This window comes from Lentzea sp. JNUCC 0626, from assembly GCF_043632865.1.
GTDB lineage: Bacteria > Actinomycetota > Actinomycetes > Mycobacteriales > Pseudonocardiaceae > Lentzea.
In genome coordinates, this window is sequence record NZ_CP171635.1 from 71,653 (window position 1) to 93,715 (window position 22,063).

The window sequence follows — 22,063 nt, forward strand, 5'->3', positions numbered from 1 at the left end:
CATGGCCGCCCTGTCGACTCAACCTCACTCCCACGGTGCCGTCGTCCCGGTCGCCTCTCGCGCGGAGCACTTCACGTCGTACGACGTGGCTGCGTTCGAGGTCCCGGGCGGCCGTGAGGAGATCTGGCGCTTCACGCCTCTCAAGCGTCTTGCCGGTCTGCACTCCGGCGCTGCGGCAACGGGTTCCGCTGCCGTCGAGGTGAACGCCGCCGCCGGTGTCACCGTCGAGACGGTCGGTCGTGACGACGACCGCCTCGGCAAGGCCGGCGTCCCCGGTGACCGCATCGCCGCGCAGGCCTACACCTCGTTCGAGCAGGCCACGATCGTGACGCTGCCCGGCGACGCGAAGTCCGAGCCCACGACCGTCACCGTCACCGGTGCCGGCGAGGGCCAGGTCGCGTACGGCCACCTCCAGATCAAGGCCCCCCTGCACGCCGAGGGCACCGTGATCCTGGACTTCCGCGGTTCCGGCGCGTACGCGGACAACGTCGAGTTCCTCGTCGCGGACGGCGCTCACCTCACGGTGATCGCCATCCACGACTGGGCCGACGACGCCGTGCACGTCTCGCAGCACCACGTGAAGCTCGGCCGCGACGCGACCATCAAGCACACCGTGGTCACGCTCGGCGGCGACGTCGTGCGCGTGACGCCGGTCGTGCAGTACGCGGGCAAGGGCGGCGACGCCGAACTGTTCGGTCTGTACTTCGCGGACGCGGGTCAGCACCAGGAGCACCGTCCGTTCATCGACCACGGGCAGGCCAACTGCCGCAGCAACGTCGTCTACAAGGGCGCGCTGCAGGGCGAGGGCGCGCACGCGGTGTGGATCGGCGACGTGCTCATCCGCGTCGCTGCCGAGGGCACCGAGACGTTCGAGCTGAACCGGAACCTGATCCTGACCGACGGTGCGCGTGCCGACTCGGTGCCGAACCTGGAGATCGAGACCGGCGAGATCGAGGGCGCGGGCCACGCCAGCGCCACCGGCCGGTTCGACGACGAGCAGCTGTTCTACCTGCAGGCGCGCGGCATTCCGGAGGACCAGGCACGGCGTCTCGTCGTGCGCGGCTTCTTCCAGGAGCTGATCGCGAAGATCCACGTCCCCGAGGTGCGCGAGCGCCTCGAGGCCGCCATCGAGGCAGAGCTCGAGGCGGTCGGCGCGTGATCAAGGTGTGTGCACTGTCCTCATTGGACGACCGCAAGCCCTTCGCCGCCACCGTGGACGACGTCGACGTCGTCCTGGTGCGCGAGGGCGAGCGGGTGCACGCACTCGCGGATCTGTGCTCGCACGCCGCGGTGTCGCTGAGCGAGGGCGAGGTCTCCCGCAAGGGGATCGAGTGCTGGTTGCACGGGTCGTGCTTCGACCTGGAGACCGGCAAACCGTCCTCGCCGCCCGCCAGCGAACCGGTCGACGTCTACGCCGTCGACATCCGTGACGGCGATGTGTTCGTCGACGTCACCGTCACCACGAACTGACTTTTCTAGCTACACCACCAGGAGAACGGCAAGTCATGGCCACCCTTGAGATCAAGGACCTGCACGTCTCGGTCGTCAGCGAGGACGCTCCCAAGGAGATCCTCAAGGGCGTCGACCTGACGATCAAGGCCGGCGAGACGCACGCCATCATGGGCCCCAACGGCTCCGGCAAGTCCACGCTGTCCTACGCGATCGCCGGGCACCCGAAGTACACGATCACCTCGGGCACCGTCACCCTCGACGGCGAGGACGTCCTCGAGATGTCCGTCGACGAGCGCGCCCGCGCGGGCCTCTTCCTCGCCATGCAGTACCCGGTCGAGGTTCCCGGCGTCTCGATGTCGAACTTCCTGCGCACCGCCGCCACCGCCGTGCGCGGCGAGGCCCCGAACCTCCGCCACTGGGTGAAGGAGGTCAAGGGTGCCATGGCAGACCTCGACATCGACCCGGCGTTCGCCGAGCGTTCGGTGAACGAGGGCTTCTCCGGCGGTGAGAAGAAGCGCCACGAGATCCTGCAGCTGGGCCTGCTCGCGCCGAAGGTCGCGATCCTCGACGAGACCGACTCCGGCCTCGACGTCGACGCGCTGCGCGTCGTGTCCGAGGGCGTCAACCGCTACAAGGCCTCCGGTGAGGTCGGCGTCATGCTGATCACGCACTACACCCGGATCCTCAAGTACATCCAGCCGGACTTCGTGCACGTCTTCGCGAACGGCCGGATCGTCGAGTCGGGCGGCCGCGAGCTCGCCGACCAGCTCGAGTCCGAGGGTTACGTGAAGTACACCGGCAAGTCGGAAGCCGCAGCAATTTCCTAGCGTTATAGGTGTTGAGAGGAGGCGCTGTGACCACCACCGCAGCACCACTGGATGTAACCGCTCTGAGGGCGGACTTCCCGATCCTGTCTCGCACCGTTCGTGACGGGAAGCGCCTGGTCTACCTGGACTCCGGCGCCACCTCGCAACGCCCGACGCAGGTTCTGGACGCCGAGAAGGCGTTCTTGCAGCAGCACAACGCCGCCGTGCACCGCGGTGCGCACCAGCTGGCGGAGGAAGCGACCGACGCGTACGAGGGTGCGCGTCAGCGCATCGCGGACTTCGTCGGCGCCGACTTCGGCGAGCTGGTGTTCACCAAGAACGCCACCGAGGGCTTCAACCTCGTGGCGTACGCGATGGGCAACGCCGCCACGTCCGGCCCCGAGGCCAAGCGCTTCGTGGTCGGCCCCGGCGACGAGATCGTCGTGACCGAGATGGAGCACCACGCGAACCTCGTTCCGTGGCAGCAGCTCGCTTCCCGGACCGGCGCGACGTTGAAGTGGTTCAAGCTGACCGCCGACGGCAGGCTCGACCTGTCCGATGTGGACAGCGTGATCACCCCGCGCACCAAGGTCGTCGCGTTCACGCACCAGTCGAACGTGACCGGCGTGATCAACCCGGTCGACGTGCTCGTCGCGGCCGCGCAGAAGGTCGGCGCGCTGACGGTGCTGGACGCGTGCCAGTCCGTTCCGCACGGCCCGGTCGACTTCCGCAAGCTGGGCGTCGACTTCGCGTCGTTCTCCGGCCACAAGATGCTCGGCCCGTCCGGCATCGGTGTCCTTTATGGACGGCGTGAGCTGCTGGAGGCGTTGCCTCCCTTCATCACCGGCGGCTCGATGATCGAGCTGGTGAAGATGGAGGGCTCGACGTTCGCCCCGCCGCCGCAGCGCTTCGAGGCCGGTTCGCCGATGACGTCCCAGGCCGTCGGTCTGGGTGCCGCGGTGGACTACCTGAGCGTCGTGGGCATGGAACGCGTCCACGCGCACGAGCACTCGCTGACCGTGGCGGCACTGGAAGGTCTGTCGTCCGTTCGCGGAGTTCGGCTGATCGGCCCGTCCGACGCCGTGAACCGCGGCGGCGCCGTGCCGTTCGAGATCGAGGGCGTGCACCCGCACGACGCCGGCCAGGTGCTCGACAGCCTGGGCATCGCCGTGCGCGTCGGCCACCACTGCGCGTGGCCGCTGCACCGCTGCCTCAACGCCCAGTCGTCGGTGCGTGCGACCTTCTACCTGTACAACACGCTGGACGAGGTCGACGCGCTGGTCGACGGCGTCCGCGAGGCGCAGAAGTTCTTCGGGGTGGCCTGAGATGCAGCTCCAGCAGATGTACCAGGAGATCATCCTGGACCACTACAAGAACCCGCACGGCCGCGGCCTGCGCGACCCGTACGACGCCGAGTCGTTCCAGGTCAACCCGACCTGCGGCGACGAGGTGACGTTGCGGGTCAAGCTCGACGGCGAGATCGTGCAGGACGTGTCGTACGACGGCCAGGGCTGCTCGATCAGCCAGGCGTCGACGTCGGTGTTGACGGACCTCGTCGTGGGTAAGCCCGTGGGCGAGGCCTTCAAGAAGATGGACGCGTTCGTCGAGCTGATGCAGAGCCGCGGCCAGATCGAGCCCGACGAGGACGTCCTGGAAGACGGCATCGCCTTCGCCGGTGTCTCGAAGTACCCGGCGCGCGTGAAGTGCGCGCTGCTGGGCTGGATGGCCTTCAAAGACGCAGTAGCACGAAGCCAGGGAGCAGCATGAGCACCGAAGAAGTGGTCCGGGGAGCCGAAGGCATGCCGGTCTTCGAGCCCAAGGCTGACGTCGCCGCGCTGGACGACGTGGAAGAAGCGATGCGCGACGTCGTGGACCCCGAGCTCGGCATCAACGTCGTGGACCTCGGACTCGTCTACGACATCCACATCGACGACAAGAACGTCGCCACCATCGACATGACGCTCACGTCCGCGGCCTGCCCGCTGACCGACGTCATCGAGGACCAGACCCGCGCCGCCCTCACCGGCGGCGGTCTCGTGTCGGACTTCCGCATCAACTGGGTGTGGATGCCGCCGTGGGGCCCCGAGAAGATCACCGACGACGGCCGCGAGCAGCTGAGGGCGCTCGGCTTCACGGTCTGATCGGCTTTCGCTTTTCCAGCGAACGGCGCGCATTCCACCACGGGATGCGCGCCGTTCGCTTTACGCTCCGGTCCGTGAAGAGACTGGTTCCGCTGCTGGCCCTGGCCGCGTGCTCACCAGCGCCGCCGGCCGCGACACCGTCCTCGACCGCGCCGCAGCTTCCGACGACGACCACGACGGAGAGGCCCGACCCGACGGCGGCCATCCACGAGGTCTTCTTCGACTTCACGAAAGCCCTCCGCGACAAGGACGGCGACGCCGCGGTGGCCACGATGGCGAGCAGCACGGTCGCACGCTGGGAGTCGTACCGGGTGCACGCGCTGAAGAGCACCGAAACCCAGCTCACGGCACTCCCGATCGGCGAACGCGCCGTCGTCTACGGCCTGCGCGCGACGGCCGGTCCCGTGCTGCGCGACGGCACCGGCCACACGGTCCTGGTCGCGGCGGTCCAGCAGGGCCTCATCACCGTGAGCACGTCCACCAAGGTCGTGAAAGCCGACGGCACCACCGCGGTCAACGAGACGACGCCCGACCTGACGGGGCTGATCCTCGCGGGCGACACCGCCACCGGCGAGATGGTGTCGAGCGGCGCCAACGCACCCGCGACGACCGCAGGCTTGGAGCGGATGGCCGCGCAGAAGGGCGTGACGGCCGACCAGCTGCTCACCCAGTTGTTCACGGCTCAGTTCGGCGCCGAACGCGCGGCAGAGCTCCGCAAACCTCTGGAAGGCTGATTCCCAGTTTCTGGGAGAGAATTAAATGCGTTGCACGGCGCTGCGGCCGTCGCATAGCTTGGTGCCATCACGAACGACGGAGATCAACCGGAGGAAGACATGCTCGCCAAGGCACAGCTCGCGGGATGGCGAATTCTCGCCCTCATCGCCGGCGGTCTGCTGGCGTTGGCGTGGGGCTCCACGCCATGACCTGATCCCCAGGTCATGACCTCGGAGCCGCCCACGGGAAACCTGGGCGGTTTTCTTTTTGGCCTGCGTCACAATACCGGTGAGCTTGGGAAGCGGAACTGCCTCCAAAACAGTTTCCCGAGGGTTCGAGTCCTTCCATCGGTGCTGCTCGAAAACAATGCGGTCGTGGTGAACTCGGCGGACACGTCGGTCTTCCAAACCGAAGCAGAGGGTTCGATGCCCTCCGACCGCTCGCACGAAGAAAGTGGATCTAGCCCAACTGGTAGAGGCACATGGTTGAGGGCCATGACAGTCGGGGTTCGACTCCCCGGATCCGCACGCCCCGGTAGCCCAACGGAAGAGGCAACGCGCTCAGAACGCGTCCAGTGCAGGTTCGAATCCTGCCCGCGGCACTGGCACCACCACAACTGAAACGGGGGACGCGCCGGCGCGCAGGTGATCCTTGCAAGATCGCCCTGGAGGGTTCGACACCCTCGTCTTCCACTTCCGTCCCGTAGCTCAGCCCGGTGAGAGCGTCCGCCTGATACGCGGTAGGTCCCAGGTTCAAATCCTGGCGGGACGACCATTCGTTCGCTTGCGAACCAGTAGATTCGACCTCACGACCGACGGGAGTGGGGTGGAGTGGCTCGTCTTCATGTCGGCTGCGCGATGTGGAACCACAAGGCGTGGCCCGGCCGGTTCCTGCCGCAACCGCTGCCGCCCAAGGAGCGCCTGCGGGCGTACGCGGGCTGGTGCAACGCGGTCGAGGGCAACACCACCTTCTACGCCACCCCGACCCGCGCCACCGTGCAGACCTGGGCGGAACAGACCGGCCCGGACTTCCGGCTCGTCGTGAAGGTGCCGAAGGTGGTCACGCACGAACGCCGTTTCAACGGTGTCGAAGGGGACATGCGGGCGTTCCTGGACGCGATCGACCCCCTCGGCGAGCGCGCCGTGCTCTGGACCCAGCTGCCCGCGTCGTTCAGCCCACAAGACGTCGAGGCGCTCGGCCGGTTCCTGCGCAGGCTGCCCGTCGACCGACGGCGTGCGGTGGAGGTGCGCCACCTGAGCTTCTTCACCGACGAGCGCGCGATGGCGTCGCTCGAGGGCGTGCTTGCCGACGCGGACGCCGAGTGGATTCCGTTCGACACCGAGGTTCTCTTCGCGAAGCCGCCGACCAGTGAGGGCGAAGCGGAGGCGTGGGCCAAGAAGCCGAGGACGCCGCGCCGCACGCGCGCACTGACCGACCGGCCCGTCGTCCGCTACCTGGGCCGCGATGCGGACGAGGAGACGATCGAGGGTTGGCGGCCGTGGGCCGAGGTGGTCGCGGACTGGGTGCGCGAAGGCCGTTCGCCGACGTTCTTCGTGCACACCCCCAACAACGACGACGCACCCGCGCTGGCCCGCCGGTTCCACGACGACGTGCGCGCTCTGGTGCCGGAACTTGAGCCGCTGCCGGATCCGGTGCCGGTCGAGCCCGCGACGCTGTTCTGAGCTCGTGGATTCCAGCAGAGCGCTGTCCGGATCAGGCGCCCTCTTCTTCGACGAGGCAGGACGGCTGCTGCTCGTCGAACCCACCTACAAACCGCACTGGGAGATCCCGGGCGGTGTGATCGAGCACGGCGAGACGCCCAGCGAGGCCTGCCGCCGCGAGATCTTCGAGGAACTGGGACTGGTGCGCGAACCCGGCCGGTTGCTGGTGGCGGACTGGGCGCCGCGCGACGGCGAGGACCGCGTGCTGTTCGTGTTCGAGGGCGGCATCACCTCGTCCGACGAGATCCGGCTGCCGCCCGACGAACTCAGGTCGCACACGTTCGTCCCGCCGGAGGACGCCGGGCACTTCCTGATCCCGCGGCTCGCCCGCCGGGTCGCCGAAGCGTTGCGCGCCAGGGAGTCCGGCGAGACCCGCTACCTCGAACACGGCAGGCCCGTGCGGTAACGACCACCCTGCCGTGTGCTCCTCTGAACGGCCTAACCGGTGCTACTCTCTGTGTTCCTAGGGTTACGCAGTTGCTATCTCCGGGGGCCGCGATGAGGCTGTTTGCGCAACTGGCAGACGATCCCTGGAGCGGCATTTCACCGTCCGTGTACGAGACGGCCAGGCTCGTCGCCCTGGCACCGTGGCTGAAGGGCCACGCCGCCAGGGTCCGGTACCTCCTCGACGCCCAGCACGCGGACGGCACCTGGGGTGGTCCGGGGGAGTACGCGCTGGTCCCGACGTTGAGCGCGGTCGACGCGCTGGGACGGCACCCGGCTGCCCGCCGAGGTCTCGAAGCCCTGCGACGCCTGCTCAGTCGTCCGGTGAAGCTGCCCGACACGGTCGCGGTCGAGCTGATCGTGCCCGCTCTGGCCGAACGGCTCGGGGTGTGCACGCCGTTCGACCCCCGGCCGTTGCACGCGCTGCGCCACCGGCCGCTCCCGGACAAGCTCTGGCACACCCTGGAGATCTTCGGCTCACGCCCCGAGGTCGTCGCGGTCGGCGGGGTCGTGGCCGCGAGCCCGGCCGCGACGGCGGTGCACCTGGGTGTGCCTCGACCGGGTGACAGCCTGCGGTACTTGGAGGCGGTCCAAGACGCGCACGGCGGACCGGTGCCCGCCGGGGTGCCGGTGCCGTTGTTCGAACGGTCCTGGATCGTCGTCGCGCTGAAGGCGGCGGGCCTGGACGTGCCCGATGCCGTGACCGATGAGATCGCGGCCGCGTTCGGGCCGCGCGGTGCGGCCGGGGGACCGGGACTTCCCGCCGACACCGACGACACCGCGACCGCGTTGCACGCCCTCGCGTTGTGCGACCGCCCCGGACCGGTCGGCACGCTCGGCCGTTATCGCGAAGGCCGGCACTTCGCCTGCTTCCCGGACGAGCGCACGCCGTCGACCAGCACGAACGCCCACGCGTTGCAGGCTCTGCGGCACGATCGCGCGCTGGAGGAGTGGTTGCGGGACATGCAAGAACCCGACGGCAGCTGGCGCGACAAGTGGCACGCCTCGCCCTACTACGCCACGGCGTGCGTCACGAACGCCCTAGGTGGCAACGAGAAGGCCGTCGACTGGGTGCTCGCGACCCAGCGCGACGACGGTGCGTGGGGGCGTTGGGAAGGCACGTACGAGGAAACCGCCTACGCCATCAGGATCCTGGCGTGGTCCGGGCGCGACGTCACGACCGCGATGACGCGGGGAGCGAAGTTCCTGCACGGCTGGGGAGATCGCCCGCACCCGCCGCTGTGGCACGACAAGGACCTTTACACCCCAGCGAGAATCGTGCAGGCCGAGGGCGTGGCGGCACTGCACCTGGCCTGCGCGGTGAGCCGATGAACCGCACCGAGCTGAGGTTCGCGTGGCGGTTGATCCCGTTCCTCGACTCGGTGGAGAGCCTCGAGGACGGCATGGTCCGGCTGCGCGACCGGCGGTGGCTGGTCTGGCACCCGGACGTCATGGCGGCGTTGTTCCGCAACGACCGGTCGTTGAGCCATCCGCCGAGCCGGACGCTGAGTCCGTTGCTGGGCAACCGGTCCGTGCTCTGGCTCGACGGGCCCGAGCACACCGCGTACCGGCGTGCGCTCGTTCCGCTGCTGCGCGGCGAGCAGTACCGGTCGGTGATCGAGGAGGAGGTCGCGCGGTCGATTCGCGGGTTGCCGTCCGGGCCGACGAGCCTGACCGAGTGGACCAGGACGCTCACGTTGCGGATCATCGGTCGGGTCATCTTCGGCGTGGACGACGACGAGCTGCTCACGGCGTTCCGGCGCTGGCTGGACCGGCGTCTCGGCAGCCGCGTGCGCACGCTCGCGCACCGCTGGCTGACCCCTGGCGCCACTCGGTCGGACCCCGTGCTGGACGCGATGTTGTTGCGGCGCGCGCAGTCCGCCGAACCTCCCGCGCTCGCGGCCTGCCTGCCGCGTGCCGATCTGCGCGACCAGGTGGTGTCGTTGTTGTTCGCGGGGCACGAGACGACGGCGAGCGCCACGGCGTGGACGTTGTACTGGATGCACCAGGCGGGCATCACCGACCGGCTCGACCTGGTCGACGCGGCGATCGCGGAGTCGTTGCGGTTGTCGCCGCCCGCGACCCTGGCCGGCAACCGGATGAGCGCCGACGGCATGGTGATCACCCCGTCCATCTACCTCGCGCACCGGCGGGCCGCGACGTACGAGAACCCGCACGTGTTCGACCCGTTCCGCGTGTCGCCGCCGGCCGGGGCGTTCTTCCCGTTCGGCGGGGGAGTGCGGCACTGCCCCGGCCGCGACCTGGCGTTGCTGGAGATCCGGCTGATCGTCACGGCGTTGTTGCGGCACAAGCACGTTCGGATCGGTTCGTCCAGCACACCCCAGTTGCGGGGCGCCGCGATGGCGCCGCCGCCGAGCCTCGCGATGGTGGCCACTTGCCGGCGTTGATCCACCTCCACCGCCTGGAGCACCCGTTCGGCGCGCACTACGCGTGCGCCGCCGCGTGGGGTGCCTGCTACGCAACGAGATTCGACCTCGCGGTGGTGATCGCGGTGCTCGCCAACTTCGTCGCGATCATCTCCGGCAACCCGCTGAACGCGTACGCCGATCTGCGCAACGACGTGCACACCGACGAGAAGCGGCACCTCGCGCAGGCCGTGCGGGAGATCGGCGCGCCCAAGGTGCTGGCGCTGGCGATCTTCGAGATGATCTTCGCACTGGCGTTGGCGGTCGCCGTCTCGTGGCAGGTCGCGGCCGGTGTCGCGCTGATCCTGGTGCTGTACCTGGCCTACAACCTCGAACCGGTGCGGCTGAAGCGGCGCGGGTACGCCGGTCCGGTCGTGCTGGCGATCGCGGCGGGTCTGCTGCCGAGCATCACGGCCTACTCGGCGGCCGGGGGACAGCCGGAACCCGCGGTGTGGCTGGTGTTCTCCGGGGTCGCGTGCCTGGCGACGGGCCGTGCGTTGTGGTGGGCCGTGCCGGATCGACTCGGGGACGCGCGGGTCGGGTCGCGCACCCCGGTGGTGTTGTACGGGACGCGGCACGCGCTGAACGCGACCACTCAGTTGACCGTCGGCGGGTTGCTGCTGGTCGGCGGTGGGTTGTGGTTCCGGTTCGGCGTGTTCTGGGCCTTTGTCGGTGTCGTGGCGTGCTCGTTGTTCCTGCTGGCGCGGGACCTGCCGTCGGCACGCCAGCAGCTTCGGTACGGCATGTCGCTGGCCGTCACGTCGACGATCGTGCTGGCCGCGATCCCGTTGCTCGCCTAGGACTTGCGCGCGAGACCACCGCAGCCGTGGAAGTTCTCCGGGTTGCGGTCCTGCTCGTCCGGATCCGGCTCCCACAACGGAATCGGCACCACGCCCGGTTGGAGGATCTCCATGCCGTCGAAGAACCGCACGACCTGCTCCGGGTACCGGAACGTGAACTCGGGCAGCGGCTGATCCCCGTACATGGCGCCGAATAGACCGACGGCGGCGAGCATGAACGGGTCGCGGCACGTGTGCGAGAGCCCGAGGTAGCTGCCGGGGGAGAGCGCGTCCAGGTAGCTCGCCAGGATCTTCTGCGGCTGGGCGTCGTCCTCGACGAAGTGGAGCACGTCCAAGACCAGCACGGCGACGGGTTCGCTGAGGTCCAGGGTTGCGCTGACCTCCTGCGAGCGCAGCACTTCCTCCGGGTCGCGCAGGTCCGCGCAGAGGTAGGCGACGCGCGGGTCGTCTTGCACGAGTGCCCGGCCCTCGGCCGCCACCGCGGGGTCGATCTCCACGTACACCACGCGCGCGTCGGGGGCGGCGAGGTGCACGTTGCCCGCGGTGGGCAGGCCGGAACCTAGGTCGAGGAACTGCCGCACGCCGAGTGCGGTCAGCCGCCGGACCACCCGGCCGAGGTACGACCGGTGCGTTCGGCACAGGTACGGCAGGTGCGGCGCCGCGGACACCAGGGCGTCCGCGAGCCGGTGGTCGGCCTCGGTGTTGCAGGTGCCGCCGAGCCAGTAGTCCCTGACCCGCGCGGTGTTGGGGAGTTCCGGGCCGTTCACTCCCGGGGCCCAGATGGGGGTGGCCACGGGGACTACTTACTGGATCGGAGCTTGGAGGCGCACCAAGCCAGCCAGAGGTGTACCCGATCGAGTGATCAGACGGGCGAGGTCTGCGCGACCAGGAAACCCACGACGTCGTCCAGCCTGCCCCTGCGCGCGAACGCCCTCCGTTGCCGCACCGCGCCCGTGCCGTCGAGCAGCAACCGGTCGATCCCGGTCGCCACGAGCTCGTAGTCGCCGGCGAACTCCAGCGCCGGACGGATCCACCGCAGCAACGACGCGACGATCGACGACGCGGGCGTCGGCGACCCCGTCACCGGGTCGATGCCGAAACCCTCCAGGCCGTCCCGCGCCGCCCGCCACATCGCGACCTTCAGCAGGTGCGGCGGCAGTTTCGGCGGAGGTGCGCCGGAACCCAGTGCGGTAGCCGCGATCCCGCGCACCAGGGCGGCCATCAGCACGGCCTCCTCGACCGTGGGCGCGACGTCCGAGACCCGCAGTTCCAGCGTGGGGTGCCGGGCCGACAGCCGGACGTCCCAGTAGAGCATCCCCGCGTCGATCGCCGCGCCGCTCGCGACGATCTCCTCCCGGGCCGCGTAGTACTCGGCCGCGGACTCGAAGTGCGGCGGCGCACCCGAAGTGGGCCAACGGTTCCAGACCACGTACCGCCAGCTCGCGTAGCCCGTGTCGCCGTCGAGCCAGTACGGCGAGTTCGCCCCCAGCGCGAGAAGTGTGGGCAGCCACGGCCTGAGGTGGTTGCTGACGAAGATCTTCGCCTCGTCGTCCGGCAGCCCCACGTGCACGTGACAACCGCAGATCGCGAGGTCGTTGGTGAGCGCTCCCATCTCCTGCGCCATCTTGTGGTAGCGCGGGGAGTTCGTGAGCGGCGTCGGCATCGTGAGCCCCAGCACCGGAGTCCCGGTCGCGGCGAGCCTCGCGTCGTGCCGCCCGGCCCGTTCGATGAGCGCTTTCCGCGCTGTGGCCAGCTGTTCGCGCAACACGGTCATGTCCGTGCAGACGCCACTGGCCGATTCCACCTGGTATTGCGCGATTTCCTGCTGCAGATCGACCTCGTACCGGTCCGCACCGGCGAGAACGTCCTTGGCGCGGTTGGCCAAATGCCCGGTGGCCGCTTCGACGAGAACGAATTCTTCTTCCACGCCAACGGTGAGGAGGCCGTCCGTGCTTCTGCGCTGCGCGGGTACCGATTGAGTTCTGCCGCCGACCTGCACGCCGAACCTCCTGTGCATTGAGTAGCACGCTCGATGCTATGAGTGATCAGCGCGCCGCACAGGAGGCGTTCGGTTGTACTTCCTAGCTCACCGCGCGTTGCGGGACACCACGCAGCACGTCACGTCGTTCGCTCCCCGGCCGGCCCATGACCCAGCTGGACCCACCGAGCGACTTCGCGTGCTCCTTCACTGGCGCCAGCAATCGCGAAACCTCGCGATACGAGCCCACTGATCCCGGGGCACAGATAAGGGTCGCAAGAGAGAGGGTGACGTGTCGTCCCTCTGCCGTGTACGGCTTGTCGAGCAGACGAGCACTCAGCGGCACCGTCTCGTCCAAGCCCGCCAGCAGAAGGAAGTCGTCACCACCGACGTGCCCGACCGCCACCCCGGGAAACGCGTGCGCCAGGTCCGCCAGGTCGTGCCCGATCTCGCGGATGAGGTCGTCGCCCGCCGCGAACCCGACCGTGTCGTTCACGAGCTTGAAGCTGTCCACGTCCAACCACGAGATCGCGAAGATCTCGCCGACCTCGATGCGCCGGTCCACTTCCTTGGCGATCGCGTCACTACCGGGCAGCCTCGTGAGCGGACTGAGTGCGGCCGCCTGCTCCACCTTCAACTCAGCCACACCACGCACAACGTCCGCCACGCGCACAACACCCATGCACCGCTCGTTGTGGTCCACGACGATGAGGTCGTCGTTGGTGCGTTCCCGGTTCGCACCGGCCACCACGTCCAGCAGATCCAGCGCCGACGACTCCGTACCGATGATGTGGGGCTTGTCCGCCAGCCGCGCAGCCTCACGCTTCGCGTGCAACGCATGGCCATATGGCCCAGTCACGGCTAGCAGGAACCGATTGCGGTCCACAGACCACTTCGGCCGCCCCTCGCCGTCCAACAACACGACCCCGGTGATCGAAGGCTGCGTGGCGAACACCTCACGCACCTCGTCACTCGTCGCGTGCTCCGGCAACACCGTCGCGGGATGCAGGAAGGCCGTGATCCGCGGCCCCGTGCTGGCCCGCCGGATCTCCCCGGTCTCCGTCACCGCCTCAGGCGCGATGCGGGCGTTCACCGCCGGTCTTCGCTGCGGCGGCGCCAAGAACTTCCCCTGAGCGAACCCGACCCCGAGCTTCCGCAGGTACGTGAGCTCTGCCTCGGTCTCCACCCCTTCGGCCACCACCTGCCCACCGGTGTACTCGCCCAGGTGCACCAACGACTTCACCAACGCCCCGCGCGCGGCATCGTCGGGCAACGTCCGAACGATCTCCCGATCGAGCTTGATGTAGTCCGGGCTGGCGCTCGTCAGGAGCCCAAGCGGCACATCACCTTCACCCACGCAGTCGAGCGCAATCCGAAACCCGTTGTTCCGCAACGTCTGCATACCCCGGGCAAGCCGCGCGCGATTGGCCCGCGAATACGGCTCCCCGATCTCGATGACCACGCTGTCAGGGCTTCGGTTGGCGTCCCGGAGCGCCCCGTAGAGGGGACTGAGGACCTCGGGCTTGTCCGCCACCGTGATCGCCAGCAGGTTGACGTGCAAAGGCAACATCAACTCGAAGTCGGCCGCAGACCGGACAGCACGACAGGCGAGTCCGACATCGGCGTTGGCAAGCAACCCGGCCCGAAACGCGGCCTGAAGCAAATCCTGCACGCTGCCGTCGTGCGGCCGGGCCAGTGCCTCGATCGCCACGACGCCCCCGGTGTTCAGGTTGAACAGCGGCTGGAAGGCGAACCTGACGTCATCCAGCAATGCGGGCACGCCCTCGATCGTGCACCTGCCGGTACCGACCTCCAAGCCGGTTCACCAGCTGTTCATGAGGTTGGCTCTCATCTGCCACCACGACACTGCGCACGGTGATTCACCGTTCACGCAGGCGATACGTCAGACGAGTTTCCACCTGAGCCGGCCAGCCCCTTTGAACAACACCCCCATGGCCCGAGCCGTCCCCACAACGTCCTCCCGCCCAGACAGATAAGCCACCTGCAACTCGGCATCAAGCCGAAAGAACAACTCGAAGAAGTCCTTCGTCTCCTCGGCATCGAGCCGCAGCAACGCCTCCAACCCCTTGCGCCGCATGGCGTGCACAACCCGCGCCTTGGCCGGCCAAATGACCTTCAGCGGATCCCGCCCACCCTTGCACGCCTCCGCCACCCGCGGCGCCAACTGAAGCGCCGTGGCAACGCTGTATCCCGTCGCGGGGTGGATGAAGCCGGCCGAGGCCCCGAACGCCAACCCGCCAACTCGAGGCGAGTCCAACGGAAACCGAACCCGCTCCTCACCGACCCCTTCCAGGCCTTGGCCACCCACGTCCCGCGTGCCCGTCCCACCGCCCATGCCAGCCGCCCCCCGGCCGCGCACGCCTCCCGCCCCGGCTCGACCGCCGGCTTCTCCCGCGCCCGTCCCGCCTTCGCCCTCCGCTGCCCCAGGCCCTGTCCCACCCCGGACACCCACATCCCCCGCACCAGATCGACCTCGGCCACCCGTTCCCCTCACCTCGGCCCCACCCAGGCCGTCTACCCCTCCCGCGCCTGTCTCGTCCCGCCCGCGCGGCCCCTCTCCGCCGCTCCCCGCTGCCGCACCCCACTCGCGCAGCCCTCCACCCGCCCGTTCCCCACCCAGGCGTTCCCCCGCAGGTCCGTCACCCGTCTCACCCAGGCCTTCTCCCGCAGACCCCTCACCCGTATCACCGTGGGCGCGCACCTCCTCCGCACCCTCCACGCCTGTCCGTCCGCCCCACCCACGTGCCCGAAGCCGCTGCCGAAGCTCCCCGAGCGGCATGCCCGGCCTCCTCGCCAGGCACGTCTCCTCGACCAGCACTCGGCCATCGCCCACCGGCACCGTGTAGAGGAACGTGTCCCCATCACCCCGCCAGTCCATCAACGTCACCTCGGTGCTCGTGCTGCTGATGAACGTCCCCACAGCCGTCTGCTCCGCACGCCCCTTGCGAGCGCCTGTGGCGTTGAACGTGTAGCGCGCCGCCTCTGGCCGTTGGAGCACATCAACCGTGTCCGGCAGTTCGTGCAGCTTGGCGTTGTCGAGCACTACGTACGTGCGGTCGATGCGGTGTTCCTCGCGCGCATAGGCCATCACGGCCGTGCTCGTGGTTTTGACCGGAGTGCCGAACGGAAGCTCGTCTGCCCACGCGCCGTAAGTCGCCGTCCAGGGGCGGTGCGGATGGCGGTCAACGATCGCTGTGTGGAGTCCCAGCTCTGCACACGCGCGCGCGAGTGCGCGGCCGGCGGGGCCTCCACCGATCACCATCACGTCGTACGTCACTTACGACCTCCGCCAACCGCCACCGCACCGCACGTCATGAGGTCCATGATTGACCGTGTGGCCAAGACCTACCGTCAGCACCTTGTGCGTCGCATCGGCAACGTCGTCATCAGTCGCGCCGTGTCTCTCGGCATCGCGCCCTCCTACTACGTACTGCTGACCATTCGTGGCCGCCGCACTGGTGCACCGCGCACGATCCCCATTCGTCTTATGGAGCACGACGGTGCCGAGTGGCTCGTCGCGCCGTACGGCGTTCGCGACTGGGTGCACAACGCACGGGCCGCCGGCGAGGCCGTGCTGCGAAGGGGACGTAGGTCACGTCAAGTCGATTTGCGCGAGGTTTCCGCGGCCGTTGCGGCGCCCGTGTTGGCCGCTTACGTCCGCAAGGAGCCCGTGACTAGGCCTTTCTTCGACGCGAAGGTCGGTGACGCCGTCTCGGCGTTCGAAGCGGAGGCGCACCGCCATCCTGTCTTCGCGGTGACGAACGCGCAGGTCAGCGGCGGTTCGAGCGCCTGAGGTACCCCCCGATTTGGAGATCGAAACGGCCCCGTGTAATGTTCTCCAAGTCAGAGCGAAACGGGCCGGGAAATACAGACCGGAACGGGCCTGGCCAAAAAACCGGAAGAGAAAGAGCCTCCGAGAGGCCGATTTGACACCGGAGAGCAAGACCAAATAAGCTTCCCAAAGAAGCGAACACAGCCAGCCCCGAGAGAAAGCCTCCGGAAACGGAGACTGGAACCGGTGAGCGCGTGTTCTTTGAGAACTCAACAGCGTGCCGAAACACAGCCAGTAATATATGAATTACCTCCTCGTCGAGGTAGTTCCTTTGAGGCAAGACTAGATTGATGCCAGACATATTCCGTCTGGAGCGATCAAACACAATCCTTATTGGAGAGTTTGATCCTGGCTCAGGACGAACGCTGGCGGCGTGCTTAACACATGCAAGTCGAGCGGTAAGGCCCTTCGGGGTACACGAGCGGCGAACGGGTGAGTAACACGTGGGTAACCTGCCCTGTACTCTGGGATAAGCCTTGGAAACGAGGTCTAATACCGGATACGACCTTCGATCGCATGATTGAAGGTGGAAAGTTCCGGCGGTATGGGATGGACCCGCGGCCTATCAGCTTGTTGGTGGGGTAATGGCCTACCAAGGCGACGACGGGTAGCCGGCCTGAGAGGGTGACCGGCCACACTGGGACTGAGACACGGCCCAGACTCCTACGGGAGGCAGCAGTGGGGAATATTGCACAATGGGCGAAAGCCTGATGCAGCGACGCCGCGTGAGGGATGACGGCCTTCGGGTTGTAAACCTCTTTCAGCAGGGACGAAGCGCAAGTGACGGTACCTGCAGAAGAAGCACCGGCTAACTACGTGCCAGCAGCCGCGGTAATACGTAGGGTGCGAGCGTTGTCCGGAATTATTGGGCGTAAAGAGCTCGTAGGCGGTTTGTCGCGTCGGCCGTGAAAACTTGGGGCTTAACTCCAAGCTTGCGGTCGATACGGGCAGACTTGAGTTCGGCAGGGGAGACTGGAATTCCTGGTGTAGCGGTGAAATGCGCAGATATCAGGAGGAACACCGGTGGCGAAGGCGGGTCTCTGGGCCGATACTGACGCTGAGGAGCGAAAGCGTGGGGAGCGAACAGGATTAGATACCCTGGTAGTCCACGCCGTAAACGGTGGGTGCTAGGTGTGGGGGGCTTCCACGCCCTCTGTGCCGCAGCTAACGCATTAAGCACCCCGCCTGGGGAGTACGGCCGCAAGGCTAAAACTCAAAGGAATTGACGGGGGCCCGCACAAGCGGCGGAGCATGTGGATTAATTCGATGCAACGCGAAGAACCTTACCTGGGCTTGACATGCACTGGAAACCAGTAGAGATATTGGCCCCCTTGTGGCCGGTGTACAGGTGGTGCATGGCTGTCGTCAGCTCGTGTCGTGAGATGTTGGGTTAAGTCCCGCAACGAGCGCAACCCTCGTTCCATGTTGCCAGCACGTAATGGTGGGGACTCATGGGAGACTGCCGGGGTCAACTCGGAGGAAGGTGGGGATGACGTCAAGTCATCATGCCCCTTATGTCCAGGGCTTCACACATGCTACAATGGCCGGTACAAAGGGCTGCTAAGCCGTGAGGTGGAGCGAATCCCATAAAGCCGGTCTCAGTTCGGATCGGGGTCTGCAACTCGACCCCGTGAAGTCGGAGTCGCTAGTAATCGCAGATCAGCAACGCTGCGGTGAATACGTTCCCGGGCCTTGTACACACCGCCCGTCACGTCACGAAAGTCGGTAACACCCGAAGCCCGTGGCTCAACCCGCAAGGGGGAGAGCGGTCGAAGGTGGGACTGGCGATTGGGACGAAGTCGTAACAAGGTAGCCGTACCGGAAGGTGCGGCTGGATCACCTCCTTTCTAAGGAGCATCTACCAGTGTTCGGAGCAAACGTCTCCGCACTGGTCAGAACCTGCACTCGCTCAGCGGGGTAGGGCTCATTAGTGGATGCTGGCTGGCTTGACGCACAGTTGTCGCTGAAGTGAGTACTGCGGTTCGCCGCGTGGAAAGGTTCAGAGAGGGCTGAGTGAATAGATCGGTACGCTGTTGGGTCCTGAGAGAACACGCTTAGTGTCTTTCAGTGATCGGGCTCTTGCCGCGGATGAACCACCTGATGATGTTCAGGCCGGCGTCACGCAGTAGTGCGAGGGTTTCTGATTGTTCTTTGAGAACTGCACAGTGGATGCGAGCATCTTTGTAGCAAGTTAGTAAGGGCATACGGTGGATGTCTTGGCACCAGGAGCCGATGAAGGACGTAGGAGACTGCGAAAAGTCTAGGGGAGCTGTCAACCGAGCTGAGATCCTAGAATGTCCGAATGGGGAAACCCGGCCCCAGTCATGTGGGGTCACCCATACCTGAACACATAGGGTATGTGGAGGGAACGCGGGGAAGTGAAACATCTCAGTACCCGCAGGAAGAGAAAACAACCGTGATTCCGTGAGTAGTGGCGAGCGAAAGCGGATGAGGCTAAACCGCGTCTGTGTGATACCCGGCAGGGGTTGCATTCGCGGGGTCGTGGGACCTCTTGGCTAGTTCTGCCGGACTAGCAGACAGTCAGAAAACGTGTGGTTAGAGGAACGTGTCTGGAAAGCACGGGCGTAGAGAGTGAAACCCTCGTACTCGAAAACCTAGCGTCTGTTTAGAGTGTTCCCAAGTAGCAGCGTACTCGTGAAATTCGCTGTGAATCTGGCGGGACCACCCGCTAAGCCTAAATACTCCCTGGTGACCGATAGCGGACTAGTACCGTGAGGGAAAGATGAAAAGTACCCCGGGAGGGGAGTGAAATAGTACCTGAAACCGTGTGCCTACAATCCGTCGGAGCCTTTAGGGGTGACGGCGTGCCTTTTGAAGAATGAGCCTGCGAGTTAGTGCTACGTGGCGAGGTTAACCCGTGTGGGGTAGCCGTAGCGAAAGCGAGTCTGAATAGGGCGCTTGAGTCGCGTGGTCTAGACCCGAAGCGGTGTGATCTAGCCATGGCCAGGGTGAAGCGCGGGTAAGACCGCGTGGAGGCCCGAACCCACCAGGGTTGAAAACCTGGGGGATGAGCTGTGGTTAGGGGTGAAAGGCCAATCAAACACCGTGATAGCTGGTTCTCCCCGAAATGCATTTAGGTGCAGCGTCGTGTGTTTCTCACCGGGGGTAGAGCACTGGATGGTCTAGGGGGCCCACAAGCTTACCGAAATCAACCAAACTCCGAATACCGGTGTGTTAGAGCGCGGCAGTGAGACTGCGGGGGATAAGCTTCGTAGTCGAGAGGGAAACAGCCCAGAACGCCAGCTAAGGTCCCTAAGTGTGTGCTAAGTGGGAAAGGATGTGGGGTCGCACAGACAGCCAGGAGGTTGGCTTAGAAGCAGCCACCCTTTAAAGAGTGCGTAATAGCTCACTGGTCAAGTGGTCCTGCGCCGACAATGTAGCGGGGCTTAAGCACACCACCGAAGCTGTGTCATTTCAGCGCAAGCTGGGATGGGTAGGGGAGCGTCGTGTAGCGGTTGAAGCGGCGGAGTAATCCAGCCGTGGACGCTATGCGAGTGAGAATGCAGGCATGAGTAGCGAAAGACGAGTGAGAAACTCGTCCGCCGGATGACCAAGGGTTCCTGGGCCAGGCTAATCCGCCCAGGGTAAGTCGGGACCTAAGGCGAGGCCGACAGGCGTAGTCGATGGACAACGGGTTGATATTCCCGTACCCGTGTGAACGCGCCCATGATGAACCTTGTGATACTAACCGCCCGAAGCACCTCCAGACGCCCTTCGGGGCTATGGGGTCTGTGGAGCGCGGGACCTGAACTTGTAGTAGTCAAGCGATGGGGTGACGCAGGAGGGTAGCTCCGCCAGTGAGTGGTAGTACTGGTGCAAGCGTGTAGGCCGAACTGTAGGCAAATCCGCAGTTCATTAAGGCTGAGACGTGATGCGTAGCCGATTGAGGCGAAGTAGAGTGATCCCATGCTGCCGAGAAAAGCCTCTAGCGAGCTTTCACGCGGCCCGTACCCCAAACCGACACAGGTGGTCAGGTAGAGAATACCAAGGCGATCGGGCGAACTGTGGTTAAGGAACTCGGCAAAATGCCCCCGTAACTTCGGGAGAAGGGGGGCCGTAGCGCTTGAAGCCTCTTGCAGGCTAGGGCGAGACGGCCGCAGAGACCAGCGAGAAGCGACTGTTTACTAAAAACACAGGTCCATGCGAAGTCGCAAGACGATGTATATGGACTGACGCCTGCCCGGTGCTGGAACGTTAAGGGGACCGGTTAGTCACTTCGGTGGCGAAGCTGAGAACTTAAGCGCCAGTAAACGGCGGTGGTAACTATAACCATCCTAAGGTAGCGAAATTCCTTGTCGGGTAAGTTCCGACCTGCACGAATGGCGTAACGACTTCTCGACTGTCTCAACCGCAGGCCCGGCGAAATTGCATTACGAGTAAAGATGCTCGTTACGCGCGGCAGGACGGAAAGACCCCGGGACCTTTACTATAGCTTGGTATTGGTGTTCGATTCGGCTTGTGTAGGATAGGTGGGAGACTGTGAAGCGGCCACGCCAGTGGTTGTGGAGTCATCGTTGAAATACCACTCTGGTCGTATTGGATGTCTAACCTCGGTCCGTAATCCGGATCAGGGACAGTGCCTGGTGGGTAGTTTAACTGGGGCGGTTGCCTCCCAAAGAGTAACGGAGGCGCTCAAAGGTTCCCTCAGCCTGGTTGGCAATCAGGTGTTGAGTGCAAGTGCACAAGGGAGCTTGACTGTGAGACTGACGGGTCGAGCAGGGACGAAAGTCGGAACTAGTGATCCGGCCATGGCTTGTGGAAGCGTGGTCGCTCAACGGATAAAAGGTACCCCGGGGATAACAGGCTGATCTTCCCCAAGAGTCCATATCGACGGGATGGTTTGGCACCTCGATGTCGGCTCGTCGCATCCTGGGGCTGGAGTAGGTCCCAAGGGTTGGGCTGTTCGCCCATTAAAGCGGTACGCGAGCTGGGTTTAGAACGTCGTGAGACAGTTCGGTCCCTATCCGCCGCGCGCGTAGGATACTTGAGGAAGGCTGTCCCTAGTACGAGAGGACCGGGACGGACGGACCGCTGGTGTGCCAGTTGTTCTGCCAAGAGCATTGCTGGTTGGCTACGTTCGGAAGGGATAACCGCTGAAGGCATCTAAGCGGGAAGCTCGTTCCAAGATGAGGTATCCCACTCTTCGTGAGTTAAGGCCCCCAGCTAGACCACTGGGTTGATAGGCCAGAGGTGGAAGACCGGTAACGGTTGGAGCTGACTGGTACTAATAGGCCGAGGACTTGTTACAAAGACGCTACGCATCCACTGTGCGGTTCTGGGAGAACAACCAGAACCGATCGACCCCAGGCAGGGGCAAGAACATCCTGCCGGCTCGGGGTTCAGGTTGATATTTCCATAGTGTTTCGGTGGTTATAGCGTTGGGGAAACACCCGGTCCCATTCCGAACCCGGTAGTTAAGCCCTTCTGCGCCGATGGTACTGCACTGGTTACGGTGTGGGAGAGTAGGTCGCCGCCGAACTTACGTACAGAAAGCCCCCAAGGGTCGAGCGCCACAAGCGCTCCCCTCGGGGGCTTTCTGCTGTCTCCAGAACCCAGCGCGAACGGTCCGTTCACGCCGCAGGCCGGCACGACCACAAGCCGACCCCGACAACCGACTGCAGCCGCGGCGCACAGCCAGCACCAGCGCACAACCTCCGGTCTCGCTCCTCAGTTCACGATGGTCCTTGGTACGTGACGGTCCATGGAA

17 protein-coding genes, 4 tRNA genes and 3 rRNA genes are annotated in these 22,063 nt (G+C 65.8%); 20 read left to right on the forward strand and 4 right to left on the reverse strand.

Annotated features, from left to right (window positions below; genetic code table 11):
• The first annotated feature begins 1 nt into the window (after position 1).
• The 16 genes from sufD to JNUCC0626_RS00420 all read left to right on the forward strand — a co-directional run bounded on the left by sufD (position 2) and on the right by JNUCC0626_RS00420 (position 10,504).
• Complete coding sequence (gene sufD, locus JNUCC0626_RS00345) at positions 2-1,159, forward strand: Fe-S cluster assembly protein SufD (protein WP_394617594.1); 1,158 nt, start codon at positions 2-4, stop codon at positions 1,157-1,159.
• Positions 1,156-1,470, forward strand: a complete 315-nt coding sequence (locus tag JNUCC0626_RS00350) for a non-heme iron oxygenase ferredoxin subunit (RefSeq protein ID WP_382437014.1) — start codon at positions 1,156-1,158, stop codon at positions 1,468-1,470. Before sufD ends, JNUCC0626_RS00350 begins: the two co-directional genes overlap by 4 nt.
• 35 nt (positions 1,471-1,505) lie before the next feature.
• Positions 1,506-2,279 (forward strand): Fe-S cluster assembly ATPase SufC, encoded by a 774-nt coding sequence (sufC, locus tag JNUCC0626_RS00355; RefSeq protein WP_394617595.1) that lies wholly within the window; start codon positions 1,506-1,508, stop codon positions 2,277-2,279.
• Between the two features lie 26 nt (positions 2,280-2,305).
• Complete coding sequence (locus JNUCC0626_RS00360) at positions 2,306-3,583, forward strand: cysteine desulfurase (RefSeq protein ID WP_394617596.1); 1,278 nt, start codon at positions 2,306-2,308, stop codon at positions 3,581-3,583.
• Between the two features lies 1 nt (position 3,584).
• The gene (gene sufU / locus JNUCC0626_RS00365) at positions 3,585-4,025 is read left to right on the forward strand and encodes a Fe-S cluster assembly sulfur transfer protein SufU (protein ID WP_394617597.1); all 441 of its coding nucleotides are present in this window, start codon (positions 3,585-3,587) and stop codon (positions 4,023-4,025) included.
• A complete protein-coding gene (locus JNUCC0626_RS00370) occupies positions 4,022-4,399 on the forward strand; it encodes a metal-sulfur cluster assembly factor (RefSeq protein WP_394617598.1) in 378 nt (125 codons plus the stop codon). The genes sufU and JNUCC0626_RS00370 overlap by 4 nt, the downstream gene beginning before the upstream one ends.
• A gap of 74 nt (positions 4,400-4,473) precedes the next feature.
• Positions 4,474-5,133, forward strand: a complete 660-nt coding sequence (locus JNUCC0626_RS00375; protein WP_394617599.1) for a hypothetical protein — start codon at positions 4,474-4,476, stop codon at positions 5,131-5,133.
• Between the two features lie 348 nt (positions 5,134-5,481).
• A tRNA-Gly gene (locus tag JNUCC0626_RS00380) sits at positions 5,482-5,554 on the forward strand.
• Positions 5,555-5,566: 12 nt separating this feature from the next.
• A tRNA-Leu gene (locus JNUCC0626_RS00385) sits at positions 5,567-5,640 on the forward strand.
• Between the two features lies 1 nt (position 5,641).
• A tRNA-Leu gene (locus tag JNUCC0626_RS00390) sits at positions 5,642-5,714 on the forward strand.
• A 95-nt stretch (positions 5,715-5,809) separates the two neighbouring features.
• Positions 5,810-5,887 (forward strand) — tRNA-Ile (locus tag JNUCC0626_RS00395).
• Positions 5,888-5,970: 83 nt separating this feature from the next.
• Positions 5,971-6,795, forward strand: a complete 825-nt coding sequence (locus JNUCC0626_RS00400) for a DUF72 domain-containing protein (RefSeq protein WP_394622275.1) — start codon at positions 5,971-5,973, stop codon at positions 6,793-6,795.
• A gap of 4 nt (positions 6,796-6,799) precedes the next feature.
• Complete coding sequence (locus JNUCC0626_RS00405) at positions 6,800-7,240, forward strand: NUDIX domain-containing protein (protein ID WP_394617600.1); 441 nt, start codon at positions 6,800-6,802, stop codon at positions 7,238-7,240.
• 92 nt (positions 7,241-7,332) lie between these two features.
• Entirely contained in the window at positions 7,333-8,610 is a 1,278-nt protein-coding gene (locus JNUCC0626_RS00410) for a prenyltransferase/squalene oxidase repeat-containing protein (RefSeq protein ID WP_394617601.1), read from the forward strand.
• Positions 8,607-9,686: a cytochrome P450 gene (locus JNUCC0626_RS00415; RefSeq protein WP_394617602.1), complete on the forward strand. Its 1,080-nt coding sequence runs from the start codon at positions 8,607-8,609 to the stop codon at positions 9,684-9,686. Before JNUCC0626_RS00410 ends, JNUCC0626_RS00415 begins: the two co-directional genes overlap by 4 nt.
• Positions 9,674-10,504, forward strand: coding sequence for a UbiA prenyltransferase family protein (locus JNUCC0626_RS00420; protein ID WP_394617603.1), 831 nt, complete (start codon positions 9,674-9,676; stop codon positions 10,502-10,504). Before JNUCC0626_RS00415 ends, JNUCC0626_RS00420 begins: the two co-directional genes overlap by 13 nt.
• Here JNUCC0626_RS00420 and JNUCC0626_RS00425 read toward each other — a convergent pair.
• The 4 genes from JNUCC0626_RS00425 to JNUCC0626_RS00440 all read right to left on the reverse strand — a co-directional run bounded on the left by JNUCC0626_RS00425 (position 10,501) and on the right by JNUCC0626_RS00440 (position 15,780).
• Entirely contained in the window at positions 10,501-11,298 is a 798-nt protein-coding gene (locus tag JNUCC0626_RS00425) for an SAM-dependent methyltransferase (protein WP_394617604.1), read from the reverse strand. The genes JNUCC0626_RS00420 and JNUCC0626_RS00425 overlap by 4 nt on opposite strands.
• Positions 11,299-11,366: 68 nt before the next feature.
• A complete protein-coding gene (locus JNUCC0626_RS00430; RefSeq protein ID WP_394617605.1) occupies positions 11,367-12,431 on the reverse strand; it encodes a carboxylate-amine ligase in 1,065 nt (354 codons plus the stop codon).
• A 154-nt stretch (positions 12,432-12,585) separates the two neighbouring features.
• Complete coding sequence (locus tag JNUCC0626_RS00435) at positions 12,586-14,262, reverse strand: GGDEF domain-containing protein (protein ID WP_394617606.1); 1,677 nt, start codon at positions 14,260-14,262, stop codon at positions 12,586-12,588.
• Between the two features lie 123 nt (positions 14,263-14,385).
• Positions 14,386-15,780 (reverse strand): lycopene cyclase family protein, encoded by a 1,395-nt coding sequence (locus tag JNUCC0626_RS00440; RefSeq protein ID WP_394617607.1) that lies wholly within the window; start codon positions 15,778-15,780, stop codon positions 14,386-14,388.
• 57 nt (positions 15,781-15,837) lie between these two features.
• On the opposite strand from JNUCC0626_RS00440, the gene JNUCC0626_RS00445 reads away from it, so the two are divergent.
• From JNUCC0626_RS00445 to rrf, 4 genes are all read left to right on the forward strand, one after another.
• On the forward strand, positions 15,838-16,296 hold the full coding sequence (locus tag JNUCC0626_RS00445) for a nitroreductase family deazaflavin-dependent oxidoreductase (RefSeq protein WP_394617608.1): 459 nt from the start codon (positions 15,838-15,840) through the stop codon (positions 16,294-16,296).
• Positions 16,297-16,665: 369 nt separating this feature from the next.
• Positions 16,666-18,182: ribosomal RNA gene (locus JNUCC0626_RS00450) — 16S ribosomal RNA — on the forward strand.
• A gap of 337 nt (positions 18,183-18,519) precedes the next feature.
• Positions 18,520-21,604, forward strand: a 23S ribosomal RNA gene (locus JNUCC0626_RS00455).
• Between the two features lie 114 nt (positions 21,605-21,718).
• Positions 21,719-21,835, forward strand: a 5S ribosomal RNA gene (rrf, locus tag JNUCC0626_RS00460).
• The 16S, 23S and 5S rRNA genes sit together here, the layout of an rRNA operon.
• Positions 21,836-22,063 lie beyond the last annotated feature (228 nt).